At 57.1% G+C, this 13,541-nt stretch carries 7 protein-coding genes and 1 pseudogene; 5 read left to right on the forward strand and 3 right to left on the reverse strand.

Translation table 11 applies throughout. The features are described from left to right. Nucleotides 1-30 precede the first annotated feature (30 nt). A complete protein-coding gene (locus PSH65_RS17155) occupies nucleotides 31-1,071 on the reverse strand; it encodes an Ldh family oxidoreductase (protein ID WP_305421434.1) in 1,041 nt (346 codons plus the stop codon). 267 nt (nucleotides 1,072-1,338) lie between these two features. On the opposite strand from PSH65_RS17155, the gene PSH65_RS17160 reads away from it, so the two are divergent. After that, on the forward strand, nucleotides 1,339-6,159 hold the full coding sequence (locus PSH65_RS17160; RefSeq protein ID WP_305421435.1) for a dermonecrotic toxin domain-containing protein: 4,821 nt from the start codon (nucleotides 1,339-1,341) through the stop codon (nucleotides 6,157-6,159). 251 nt (nucleotides 6,160-6,410) lie between these two features. Further along, nucleotides 6,411-7,412, forward strand: a complete 1,002-nt coding sequence (locus PSH65_RS17165) for a FecR family protein (RefSeq protein ID WP_305421436.1) — start codon at nucleotides 6,411-6,413, stop codon at nucleotides 7,410-7,412. Between the two features lie 55 nt (nucleotides 7,413-7,467). Here the strand turns inward: PSH65_RS17165 and PSH65_RS17170 are convergent, their stop codons facing one another. After that, nucleotides 7,468-9,813 (reverse strand): acylase, encoded by a 2,346-nt coding sequence (locus tag PSH65_RS17170; RefSeq protein WP_305421437.1) that lies wholly within the window; start codon nucleotides 9,811-9,813, stop codon nucleotides 7,468-7,470. A 233-nt stretch (nucleotides 9,814-10,046) separates the two neighbouring features. On the opposite strand from PSH65_RS17170, the gene PSH65_RS17175 reads away from it, so the two are divergent. Beyond that, the gene (locus tag PSH65_RS17175) at nucleotides 10,047-10,448 is read left to right on the forward strand and encodes a fe2+ zn2+ uptake regulation protein (protein WP_305421438.1); all 402 of its coding nucleotides are present in this window, start codon (nucleotides 10,047-10,049) and stop codon (nucleotides 10,446-10,448) included. Here the strand turns inward: PSH65_RS17175 and PSH65_RS17180 are convergent. Further along, a complete protein-coding gene (locus PSH65_RS17180; protein WP_305421439.1) occupies nucleotides 10,438-10,626 on the reverse strand; it encodes a hypothetical protein in 189 nt (62 codons plus the stop codon). The two genes, PSH65_RS17175 and PSH65_RS17180, sit on opposite strands and share 11 nt — an antisense overlap. Before the next feature lie 519 nt (nucleotides 10,627-11,145). Between PSH65_RS17180 and PSH65_RS17185 the strand changes: the two genes are divergently transcribed. Further along, on the forward strand, nucleotides 11,146-12,387 hold the full coding sequence (locus PSH65_RS17185; protein ID WP_305421440.1) for an MFS transporter: 1,242 nt from the start codon (nucleotides 11,146-11,148) through the stop codon (nucleotides 12,385-12,387). Nucleotides 12,388-12,408: 21 nt separating this feature from the next. Further along, a pseudogene (locus tag PSH65_RS17190) lies at nucleotides 12,409-13,541 on the forward strand (acyl-protein synthase).

Below are 13,541 nucleotides of genomic sequence, written 5' to 3' on the forward strand. Positions count from 1 at the left end.
CCGCTCCCACATTAGGGATTGCGGTGGACCTCAGAGCCCTGCCAGCTCTCGCAGATTCGCCAGCGTCTGAGCGTCGAGCGCAATGCCTTCGGCCTTGGCTTTGGCACGCTGCCGGTGACGTCGATCACCCGGTAACCGCTTGAGCCCCACGCCGTGCATCTGCCGGACCAGCTCCTGACTGCGCTCGGCAAAGTTCTGTCCCGCCGATTTGCTCGGGTCGATCACGATCAGCAGTTGACCGGTCCAGGGTGTTTTCGCCCCCGGATGGTTCGACCAGTCGAACTCGAAAGAGAAATGGCCTCCGGTCAACGCCGCCGCCAGCAACTCGACCATCATCGACAACGCCGAGCCCTTATGCCCGCCAAACGGCAGCAACGCGCCGCCTTCAAGGATCGCTTTCGGGTCCTGGGTCGGCTGGCCGAGGCTGTCCACCCCAATGCCCGCCGGCAAACGCTCGCCTTTACGGGCAGCGATCTGTACGTCGCCATGAGCGATAGCGCTGGTCGCCAGGTCGAAGACAATCGGATCACCGTTGGCCCTGGGCGCGGCGAAGGCAATCGGGTTGGTCCCGAACAGAGGACGATCGGCACCGTGCGGCACGACGCAGGTCATGCTGTTGACCACGCTCAGTGCCACCAGCCCTTCATCGGCAAACGGCTCGACGTCTGGCCACAAGGCGGCGAAATGGTGGGAATTACGAATGGCCAGCACCGCAATGCCGGCACTGCGGGCTTTTTCCACCAACAATGACCGCGCGGCCGCGAGGGCCGGTTGGGCAAAACCATTAGCGGCGTCGACCCGGACGAAACCGGAGGCCACGTCCTCGACCACCGGCACCGCCTGACCATTGACCCAACCGCTTTGTAATGTCGACACATAACCGGGAATGCGGAACACACCGTGGCTGTGTGCACCGTCGCGCTCGGCGCCGGCACAATTGAGGGCCAGGGTTTTGGCGACATCGGCTGAGGTGCCGTGGCGCAGGAAGATCTGCTCGAGCAACGCCGTCAGCGCTTCGAAGGACAGGTTTTGCGAAACCGCAGTAGAGACATGATCGTGTGGCGCAGACATCTGAAGCTCCAGAGTAATTATTGGAGGGGGCAACAGCGTACGAAAACCAACCGATTAACAACGGGCGACCAGCAGCCTGTCAACCTTTCGCTTGAACCGGTGCACCTGATCAGAACCGATTGAGCCGAAAAGCTGCTTTGGCGCCTGTTTGCACGAACATCGGGTGGCCGTGCGGTAACTATCTACCACCTTCGACTCACCCGCGACTTTTAGTCTTGAGCCTCAATCCACAGGCGCACCCCGCAGCGCCCTGAACGAGACTCGACAATGCCCACACCTCCCGCCCCACTGTTTTTCCCCGAGGCCCTGCGCGCTCCCAGCCACTGGAATGATCTGGGTAAAACCCATGGGCTGACGCGCAAGGATTTCGAATGGCTCAGTCATCTGGAACTGGCCAGCCAAAGATTACGCAGTCAACAGACCCCATCGATGTTCGCCGAAAAAATTCTGCTCAAGTCGGACGCTCTGGGCCCCATTCCCTTGGCCGGCAGCTTCGTGCTCAGCCTCACTCCGGATGACAAAGGGGAGATTCTCTACACCCCGTACGCCGGCATAAAGAAGTTCGACAGCCGCGCAGCCTTGACCGAACAGCTTAAACGTCAGCTGGACAACGCGACCGAGGACCACGACCTGCTGGCCTTCATGTCGTTGTCTGCGCGTAAAACGCTGGCGGCCGCACCCCGTATTCAAGTGAGCTTTCAGGCCATCGAGGGCGACGTATTCGAAGACCAGCGCACCGTCATCGCCAATAACCAGCGAATGAACGAGCAGGCCATGCTGGACGAGTTGATCAAGCTGCCGACGCTCACCTCGCTCCTCACTACGCTGCTTGATGAGTTGCTGCAGTCGCCATTCCCGGGCGTTGATCAACGCCAGACCCGACTCAACTTTTACTCCGTTGCACCGCCCCATGACGGTAACCAGGAAAGTGCCCCGAGCCGCCGCTGGATCAACTCCATGTCCTTGAGTGACGCCGTGCTGTCGTACTACCGCCATCAGCGATGGCCGAGCGGGCAGCTTCACGAGTTTTCTCATCCGGAAAAAGCGCCGGCGAGCACCGACCAGCGCCACTGGGAAACCGCTGTAAAGACCGCCTCCAGCAAACTGATAAGCCTGCTGTCCGGGAAACTGCAGCACTACTGGGACACGGCAGCGGCCGACGGCGCACTCCGTCGCGACTTTTTCAGCCGGGCCATCCGGGAGAAGGCGCGCGCAGAGTTCCTGATCAAACGCGAAGCCGACATCATCAACCCTGAACAGAGCCAGGCCTTGCACCAGCTGATTCAGCCGACAGCCGGCACGTCCTCGACACTCAGCCTTGAAACCGTGCGTCTTTGGGAACACGAGGCCAACTATGTAGAGCTGGCGGGGTCGCTGATGATCAGTCATTCCTCGTCCAATGCCTTCCTCTACACCCCCACTCAGGGCCTTCAAGTTCTGAAAGACGATCAAGATCTCAAAGACACCTTGCTGAGAAAATTCAGCGCGGTCGGTCACGAAGACGAGCTCTACGGTCTCCTGAATCTGGACGAACGGAATCGGTTCATCGGTTTCAACCACCCACAGGTCTGCGGCGAGGTGATTTCGGGGTCGGTATTCAAAAAGCTGTTTGAGGCGATCATTACCAAGCAACTGCAAAACATGGAATACGTTCTGCAGGTTTACCGCCACAGCGACGGCACCGTGGACCTCCATGCCCTGTTCGACAAGGCACTGGATATACGCTCAATGATCAGCGATCAATTGCTGACGCTCAATGTTCAGGAACGCTGGACTACCCGGCCAGTGTTGTCTGGCAACCAACTGCCGTCCATGGTGCTGGCAGACAAGACAGCGGCTTTGGTAAAAACCTTCAGCGCTGTCGAATCGCTGATCAGCACGGAGTTCGCCTCCCAGCCAATCGCCTCTCTGGCGCTACAGAGCGTTTATCTGGACAAACTGAAACCCCGGCTGGCCCACGCATTTTCCGTGGGTTTGCGCGGCGAAGCCAGCCTGCGGGTACTCAACGCAACGCTGCGGGGTAGCGACCGCGCCATTGTCGATACGGTGCTCAATCCAGATCAACCGGATCGAAAAACGCGCATTGCCCTCAATGGTTTCAAGCCTGATGCCTATTCACTGATTCTTGAGCGTACCGGGCAGAGAAATGTTCTCCCCCTGGCCCATTGCGTACTGTTGACCGAACGTGGCGGGCTCGATGTCCGGCATTCGGGCCGGGCGATTCTGTGGACGCCTGCGGCCGGGCTGGAAGTTTTTGCGACGATCAACAGCGCAACGACGGAACTGAACCGGCGTCTGCTCGACGCCAACAAACGTCTGGAACTGCTGGAAAACCTCAGCCCGGCCCAACGCACATTCAACCAGCGCTACAAGCTCAACTCCTTGCGACTGATTGAAGGCCATGTGTTGCAGCACCTTGCGCAATCCTCCATTGACCACTTCCTGGCCCGTTGCGAACACCTGCGCAGCCTGAAGCTGGACGGTGCGCAGCAGATCAAAGCGTTGAAAAAAATGACGCAAAGGGTTATCGACACCAACTTGCAAAGAGCCACGTTGATCTCGCAGGCAATCACCCGACAACAATCCTTGCCTGCGTGGCTCGGCATGGCCCCTGTCGAAGAACAGCAGTTGCACATCGAACTGCTGGAGCAATACTGCAACAGCGTCACCGACGACAAAGACTACTTGCACGGGATCCAGCCCCTGACGTCCTATGTGCATGACCGATTGGTATCGTTGATTGGCAGCCGATTCCCTGGAACGCAACTGAACCCCGATCACATCAGAATCACGCCAAACCTGGCCCTGGCCGGGCCGTCGCGTAGCTTGACCGAATTTGCCCTGAACCCTATCAACGCGGCTCAAGGCACCGGGTTCAAGATTGCCTCGACAACTTCTCAAGCCCTTCCCGTGCACCTGAATCAGGACACCGTGCGCCAGCTTGTGCAATCACTGAATATCCAGAGCGATTATGCAAAGCGCGTGACAGATGCATTGACTAAGGCCGGCACCGATGCCGACAGTCGAATGCAACGTTTTATTCAGCAACTACCCTGGCAACTGCTGCAACACGCTCATGCGCTGAAACTGCAGCAACGTCTTTCCGGCAGCGCCTTTGATTTGATCTGGCAGGTTCTCGACATGCCGGACGCGATCGCCCGCGCGGCGGTAGCAGGTGCCCACGCCATCGTCAGGCCGCTGGAAATGATCAAGACCGCAGGTGCCGCAGCGGTCAAAACCCTGGGCCTGTACCTGATCGGTCCTGGTGCCGGACATGCCGGGCCGCAAATCCTCTATGCGCCTTACCACGCAGGCCCCATATTCTCCGAATTCGAGAACGAGGCCAGCGTTATCTCAGCGATTAATACACCAGGGCTACTTCAGGAATTGATGATTCGCAGGCTTCCCGAGGCTGAACAGTCTTCATTCAGCAACTTGCTCAAGTCCACCGTCGGGCAACAGAGCGAGATCACCCTCGCCTCCGCCCCCATCAGCGGCAACCTGCTTGCACAGTTGTTCCGCGATAACGTCAGCCTTCTTTCGAACATCCTCGGCTGCCACTCCGAAATCACCGGCCAGGCAGAATGGGAAGCCGCCAAAAACTTGTTCAGCTCTGGTATCAGACTGATTTCGGGCCTGTTGCCGGGCAAACTCTCCCATGTGCTGTTTCTGTGGCAAAGCTACAAAGACTTCAAAGACTCCGCCGAAGCGCTGCAGGATCATCACTGGAAACAGGCATTGCAGACGTTTATTGCCGGTGCCGCGCAATTGGTGTCGTTGGGACGGTTGTCACTGGAGGAGTCTCTCGAGTCGGCGCCGGCAATGGCCACCACGCCACCTGTTGCTCAGCCGTTGGTTGTCCCGCAATGGTCGCAAGTAAAACCGACAGCACCAACGCGCACGGTTTTACAGCCTTTTGAGACCACTGCTGTGGCGTTGAAAGATCTGACCAGGCGCACGACTGATGGCACTTATCTGGAGGCGACCAGCCAACGAACCTACGCACCGGTCGACGGAAAGGTATACCGCGTCGCCAAAACCGGGGCGATCTGGCGAATGATCAACGACCAACAACAGGGGCCCGCGTTACTGACAGCGCCTGGCAAGCAATGGGTGATCGATCCGGACTCACATACGATTCACTACGGCAAAGCCCTGTCGAAAATGCACAACCAATATGTTTCCAATGGCGTAATCAACAGCGTGCTGAATATCGAAGCACGGGGAATGGAAGACATTCGGAGAAAACACCCGGAAAAAGCACGCATGATCGTGCAAGCCATAGACCTGGCTCGCTACTACGCGTTCAACAGTCTGCATAACCTGGTGCAACTCAGACACCTGAAGCCGGGGACGCGGCTGGATACCTTTCTTAAAGCCTTTTTTGATGCTGACAATCTCGATTCCAATATTCTCGACAAAATCAAAAAAGTCATCGTTCCTATCTGCAAGGCCCTGGTGGACCCAAACGAGGATTTGTTGAATACCGATCGTTTTGTGGTCGGTTCAAACACAGACTGGCTCGACAGTACGATCGCTTTTGTTGTGAATGACGATGCTCAGAGACGTGTGCATTTCACTGAGAGGTTTTTTGACCCGAAACTCGACTGGTACGAGTATTGTCTGACTGAGCCTTTCGACGTTGACGACCATTCCCGGGCCGCGACCCTGATTCATGAGTTTTCCCATCTTTTTTCAAAAACCGTGGATATTGCGACGGTTGAGGCAAGGCGTCCGTTCACCGACCTCATCGCCACCGTCACCGGTTTCGGTGTGGTAATCAAACAGACGCAGCAGGACTTCCAGCGAAAAGCATTGTCCCTGGCCACCCCGAGAGAAGAACTGTTTACGCGCTGGAACGAACAAATCCAGGCATGGATCAGTCTGGACTCGATTGAGGGGTTGGAGCATGTGGGTAAGGACATCCTCACAACGACGGGCTGCACGACGATGGATGAAGCTCGCAACGCCTTCCTCAATCCACGAAATGCGAATCTGCGCATCGACACCATTTTGCGCAACGCCGACTCGGTCGCTCGCTTGATATGTGAAATGGGCCGACAACTGGATCCGGTGCCAGTCCCATAACGGTTTGACTTGAAGCACATAAAATCAGGCGCAGGTCACCCGATCTGCACCTGCTTTTCTCGTCCGGGTCAGAGTTCAGTCCTGCTGACCTTGACCATTTTTTCACTCCATCTGTGGATACTGCCTGACGACGCCCTGTTTTTCAGGGGATGCGGGTGAAAAATAAGTTGCACTTTGATGGGCAATTGCCATGACGGTTGTTCTCGCAGACTTCCCCTCAAGGTTAGAATGCGGGAAATCAGGATGAGTCAATGACCGACCACACTCTCTCTCAAGCTCAATACGACGCCATCACCGATGCCGCTGCGCACTGGTGCATGCGTTTGCATGCAATCGACTGCACGGCCGAAGAGCGTCAGGCATTCGAGCAATGGCGTGATGCCCATCCTCTGCACGCCTTCGAGTACGAAGCCATGTTGGAGATCTGGGAGGTTGCGGGCGATTTGCCTCGTCCCGAGTCTCCCGCGCCGACTGTTCGCGGCAAACCGACAATGCCTTGGCGCACTTTCGGCATTGCAGCCACCGTCTGCGCCTTGGCGTTGCCGCTAGCGGCCTATACCGGATGGAACCTGGGTTGGCTGCCCAATGCCTACCAGCATTTCGAGGCGACCGATAATGTTCGTCAGGTCACGCTGGGCGACGGCAGTCAGGTGGAGCTGAACCTGGGCAGTGAACTGACGTTCAGCAATTACAAGGACCAGCGTCGTGTCACGCTGAAAAAAGGCGAAGCCTTCTTCAGCGTCAGTCATGACCTGCAGCATCCATTCATCGTCAGGGCAGCCGATGGCAGGATTCGCGTCACCGGCACCCAATTCAACGTCTGGATGTATGAAGACCAGGTACGCGTGAACCTGATCGAAGGTTCTGTGCTGGTGACCAGCAACGGTACCCTGCCCGGTGAGGGTCTGCGTCTCGAGCCTGCCATGCAGGCGCGTTACCGGCACGGCGACTTTTCGCCGCAAATCAGCCAGACCTCCACCAATGACCATTCGCTGGCGTGGCGCAGCGGCAAACTGGTGCTCGATGATCTGACGCTGACCGACGCCCTGCCCTTGATCAATCGTTATTTGAACAAGCCAGTCATGATCGCGGACCACAGTACCGGCTCGATACGCCTCGGCGGTATCTACAACATCAAAGAGCTCAATAACCTGGTGGCTTCGTTGCCCAAGGTGCTGCCGGTCTATCTGACCCGCAACAAGGACGGCAATCCGGTCCTCAATTCGATCCCGCAACAAGCCCCAAAAAGCTGAAGGCCGCCACCCTTGCGGGGTGCGGCCTTCACTTTTGATTCAAACGCTCTTGCGACTACTGCGCGGCGATTTTCCCTGCTTTTTCATCCTGTTCGCGAATCGTCTGAGCCTGGTACTGCGGATCAGAGGTGATCTGCTGTTCGGTAAATGGCAACACACTCAACTGTTTCTTCGAAAAGGCCAGTGTCTGGTCCCGGGAATACTTCGACGCCGGGTCACTGGACAATGAGAATGCCAGTAAGCCCTGAGCCTGAGGCCCCTTGTCATCGAACGTCACCACCTGCAAATAGCTGGTGCCACTGACGACTTCGCGCTTGCCGTCGGTTCTCGGCACACTTTGGATCGCGTTATACACACCCAGCGTACCCGGCCCGCCGTGGATCGGCGTTTGCTGCCCGCCACTGCTGACCACCTGGATATCGCCCCAGCGGCTATCGGCTTTCAGGCCAAGGGATTTTACCTGTTCGACCGAAGCCAGCATCGCCGCCCGAATCGCTTTGGCGACGTCTGGCCGTTCAATTGCCAGGCCACGCGGTGTGTGTTGCGGATCTTTCGGGTCGAACGCCACACGCCAGATATCAGGGATTTGCTGTAACGGCACCATGACATTCTGAAAATGGACAAAGCCCAGTCCACTGTCCAGATTCACACGGCGATCCCAGGCCTTGAGGCTGGCACATAGCGGCATAAGCGTCGGCGCATCGGTACCGAGATCTGCGGCACAGAATTGCAGCAGATCCGGCATCACTTGGGCCGCCTGATACACCTGATCGTCCATCACCATGTGTTGCAGATCGGCCGCAGCGACAGGGCCGGCCTTGCTCAAGGTGCCCAGACGCGCCAGTGCGAAGCGCGAACGCAGCCCCAATGGCTGATTGTCCTGACTGATCAACGGCGAGAAACCGGTGAGCGGTTGCGCCGGGTTGGCCATCCAGGCCGAATCATTGGAATGCTGCACAAAGTCTTTGCGCAACAGTTGCGGCAACTTGTCTGCCGCATAGATACCTTTTTGCGCAGCCAACGGGTCGATATCCCAGGCGCAAGCGCTGTTGGAGCCGTCGAGCAGGATCATCTGTAACCCGGCCCGCGGATCGCTGCACTTGGCCAGTTTGTCGGCACTGACGTTCGGCACCACCGACAGGTTCATGTAAAGCGTCTGCCCCTGATCGTCCACCGCCAGGGTATTGACCCACGGAATCCCCTGAATCCTGTGCACCGATGCCTGCAAATCCTTAAGGTTGGCGGCACGGTTCATCGCATACCACTGTTGCAAAACCCGGTCGTTATCCAGATTGGCATCGCGCAGGCTGTAGGCGAACTGGTTGTCCCAGTCCAGTTTTCCGGGCCATTGCACAATCGGACCGAATTGCGAGCTATAGACCACATGGGAAATCTGCCGGGTCTGGCCATCGGGTTGCTTCACGTTCACCGTCAGCGTCTGCTTTTTCATCGGCAAGGACTTGCCATCCAGCAGGTAACGGGTCGGGTCCTTGGGATCGAGTTGCAGGCGATACAGGGTAAAGTGCTTGGACGAATCCACGGTGTGGGTCCATGCCAGGTGTTGGTTGAAACCAATATTGATCATGGGCAGGCCGGGCAACGCGGCGCCCATGACATCCAGCTTGCCCGGAATGGTCAGGTGCATCTGATAGAAACGCATCCCGCCCACCCACGGAAAGTGCGGATTGGCCAGCAACATCCCGCGACCGTTGAACGAACGCTCGCTGCCGACCGCCACGGCGTTACTGCCTCGATCCAGGGCGAAGCGTTGCATGCGTGAGGCCGCCAGTTGAAAAGACGCGGGCTCGCCCGCCACATGGGCAACGGTTTTCGGCGGGGTAGCGCCGGCCAACGCTTCGGCAAACTGCCCCACACCGCCTTCGACCAGCAGACGTCGGGTCAACTTGACCAGGTCCTGCGCAGTCAACGCGCGCACCCATTCACCCTGGCACTGCTGCGGCAAACCGTGCGCCCGACGTTCTGTCAGCGAACGGTTGTAACCCGCCACATAACCTTCGATGAGTTCGCGGACTTCAGGTGTTTGCGCCTGCCAGAAAGCGGCGACAGCCTGGGGGGTGTTCAGCCAGTTGAAAAACAGATCGCTGGCCAGGTTCCCGCGCTCTTCGACGGTAAACTGGTCCGGGCCGAAATACCGGGAGCGCTCGCCATTGACAGTGACAATCTCATTGGCCAGCAAGCACAGATTGTCCTGAGCGTAGGCATAGCCAATGCCATAGCCCAGGCCTCGCTCGTTGTCGGCCCGAATATGCGGCACACCGAAACTGGTTCGACGAATCTCGGCAGTCGCCTGCTCTGGCTGGTTGCGCGCATTTGCCGCAAGACTCAGCCCTAGAAACACACCCGCAAGGCTCAACCTGGTTAACTGCCTGGAAATAATCACGCTCGCTCCTGATCGAAAAGACGTATGACACGCAATGCGCCTCCCCTTTAAACGAAGCAAACCGCAAAAATTTAGGCCCTTGAGGGCGTCCCCACGCCCGGCTCACGGGCCGCTGACGTAACGTCGACAAATTTTCTACATGCGGGTCTTCATTATTTGCCTGGCTCGTTCGTCTTATTGATTGAGAGCACCCATCACTTTTTCCTGATCAGGCTCTGAAAAGGAGTTTTTGCATGTACAACCCGCAACTGCCAACGGACGGTAGCCATGCGCCAAAAGCCAGCACCCTGGGCTCCGGCGTTTTCAATCAACAAGCCGAACGCCACGGCAACGAACGGATCAGGTTTTTGCTCAAGAGTTTTGGCCTGCGTACCAGCCTGATTCGCCTGAAAGTCATCGACGCCTTGCTGACCGCCGCCGAAAACGACCGCAGCCTGGGCGTGCGGGGCGTGCACAGCCACTTGCTGGACCTGGACATTCCCCTGTCCTTTCTCAGCGTCCGGGAAGTGTTGAAACGCTTGTGCGGTGAAGGCGTGATCACCCTCAATCCGGACAAAAGCTACAGCCTGCATCCACAGGCTGCTGCTGTCCTTTTTAGCGAGCAATCCAGCCAAGAGGCGTCGCTCAAGGCTTGACCTTGCGACGCATTACGCCATTGATCACCACCACGAGCACTGCCACGCCAATGGCGATGTACTGGAATAACTGCTCTGTGATCATCCCTGCATTTTGCAGCCAGGAAAGGCCGAACATGATCCCCAGTACCACCAGGGAAATCAGAATCGAATATTTCAAACGTTGCGACTGGGTCATTGCGGGTTCCTGAACCAAAAAATGTATCCGGTTTGTATCCGATCGCATGCAAAGCCCCGGCGCTTGCGCGGGAATGAGGGCTGCAATCGGGAACTCATGTTACAGCCGATGAAGCATTTTGACTTCATTGCGGCGATCACCATGGGGATTTTGAAATGCTCCGTCAAATCACGCCGCTGATTCCCCTGCTCGCTCTACGGTGACTATCAGCATCGATAGCGTGAAATCGTTTCCTCGACGACTGAATGGCCGACTATTCACTCATAGTGATGAAGTATTTATCCTACAAACCCCGTACAAATGCCTGCTCCATAGCGGGTACTTTTCCTATAGGGTTATTTCTTATCCAGCTGTAATTTTTTTACAAAACCCCACTCTTTTCCCCCTTGAACTTCCAATCAGACACACAGCGAAAGGTTTTGAAATTTCTAGCTTCAAATAAGCCAATGAAACGCCACATGGCTCATAGCTATTCTTGTCCTGCTGTCCGATCAAACTTCCAGCACCAACAGGAACGTCATGCGCAAACCTTTAATAGATATAAGTCCACCTCGATTACTTGGGTTTTGCCTTGCAATAACTTTTTTCGAACTTCTGACTTATATGGCCAGCGATATGATCATGCCGGCCATGTTGACCGTAACCCATCAATTGAATGCCAGCCCGAGCCATGTTCCTTACGCCTTCAATCTTTATTTGGCGGGGGGCATTTTTTTGCAATGGTTAATCGGTCCGTTGTCAGATCACTTCGGTCGTCGCAGGACGCTGCTGATCGGTTGTGCTGTATTCGCCTTCGCCTGCACCGCAGCGTTCAACGTACAGAGCATCCTTGCCTTCAACGGCTTGCGGCTGATTCAAGGCATGGGATTGGGGTTCATCATCGCGGTGAGCTATCCAGCCTTGCAAGAAATCTTCTGCGAAGCCGACGCAGTAAAAATCATGGCGTTGCTGGGAAACGTTGCGCTGCTCTCCCCGCTGCTGGGGCCCTTGCTCGGCAGCCTGATGCTGGAATGGCTCTCCTGGCGGGAGCTATTTTTACTCTTGGGGGTCAGTGGCGCGATAGCCTGGCTCGGGCTTTACCTGTTCATGCCGGAAACCGTGGGCACCTTGCGCCATGACGGACAGCGACTGACGGCAGTGCCTTTTGAATGGGGCGGTACGCTGCGCCGCTATACAGCCTTGCTCACCAACCCGCCATTTCTGAGCGCAACCGTCGCCCTGGGCCTGATGAGCTTGCCGCTGATTGCATGGATCGGGCTGGCGCCACTCTTGCTGATCCAGCACCAGGGGCTTTCCCCGCTGCGCTATGGCCTATGGCAGATCCCGGTATTTGCGGCCGTCATTTTCGGCAATCTGATACTCAACCGATTGATTGCCAATACTGAGCTACCCCAACTGATTCGCTACGCGTTCTGGCCACTTTGCGGCGGCCTCATCGCCTTGGCCGTCATTTCTTTTACCGGCACTTCAACAGTCCTGTTGGTCAGTTGCCTGTCCCTTTACGCCATCGGTCTTGGCATGAGCAATGCCGCACTCTACCGGCTCGCACTGTTTTCCAGCGACGACAGCAAAGGCCTGGTGTCGGCCATGGTTGGTATGATTTCCATCGCCGTCATGGGTGGCGGCGGCTCGATTATCACTGAGCTGGGTGCCGGTGACAGCCTTGAAGCCTTTGCCTTGATGGCCGGTCTCGCGGGGCTCTTGTGCCTGCTGCCCTTGCGATTGTTTTTGCGACGCTCCCCCATCGCGCATGCCGTCTGACACTACACCATAGGTCTTTAGATGATCCATCTACCCCACACCGATGCGCTTTGCGCGTTGACGCAACCCTATTGCCTGGATTCCGTGCCGGAAGGCCTGTTCGACCAGGCCATGGGTGAAGTCAGCCTGTTTCATTGTCACCACACACCTGGCTACGAACGCTGGCTGAACGCCAACGGCCTTGATGCCAACGCCCTGGAAACGCTGGACGATTGGTCAAGGCTACCGCCGATTTTCGCCAATTACTTCAAACGTCATTCGGTGTTCAGTCCCACTGGCGAAGGTGCGCTGGAGCTGACATCGTCCGGCACCAGCGGCCAGAAAAGCTGCATGCGCTACGATCCTCGCAGCATGGCCGCCGCCCAAGGCATGGTGAGCCATATTTTCCGGCACTACGGCTGGGATACTCCACACAGCCCCTGCAATTACCTGCTCCTGAGCTATGAACCCGAGGCAGCCATCACCCTTGGCACGGCCTATACCGATCAATTTCTGTGCAGCTATGCCCCCGTCAACCGAGTCGTTTACGGCTTGCGTCTGATCGGCAAAGGCCACGAGTTCGACCTCTTCGGTGTCATTCGCACCCTGCAGGAGTTTGCCGAGGAAGGATTGCCCGTTCGTATTCTCGGTTTTCCGGCGTTCCTTTCGCATGCCCTTCAGCGCATGGAGGACACGGGCGTGGCCGATTTGCAGTTGCCTGCCCAGTCACTGGTATTTCTGGGTGGAGGCTGGAAAACCCAGGCGGCACACAGGAAATTCCCCTCCATCAGCTGTATGCCCGAATCAACCGGCAATTGGGTATCGACCTGTCCCGCTGCCGGGACGGTTATGGCGCCGTAGAGCATGCCGTGCCCTATATCCAGTGTGCCCACCATCATTTTCATGTACCGATCTACTCGAAGGTTTTCGTGCGCGCCCCATCCGATTTCACTGTCCAGCCATACGGCCAGCGCGGCTTGCTGGAGTTCGTTTCTCCCTACATTTCGTCGAGCCCTGCCCATGCCGTGGTCATGGGCGATCTGGCGACATTGCACCCCGGCGCCAGTTGCGGATGCGGCCTGGCGACGGATTGGTTCGAGCTGCATGGCCGTGCCGGCACCAGCGCCAGTCGCAGCTGCGCCATGGCCGCTTCTGAATTGATCGGGAGGGCTTGA

This window comes from Pseudomonas sp. FP603 (assembly GCF_030687415.1).
Taxonomy (GTDB): Bacteria; Pseudomonadota; Gammaproteobacteria; order Pseudomonadales; family Pseudomonadaceae; genus Aquipseudomonas; species Aquipseudomonas wuhanensis.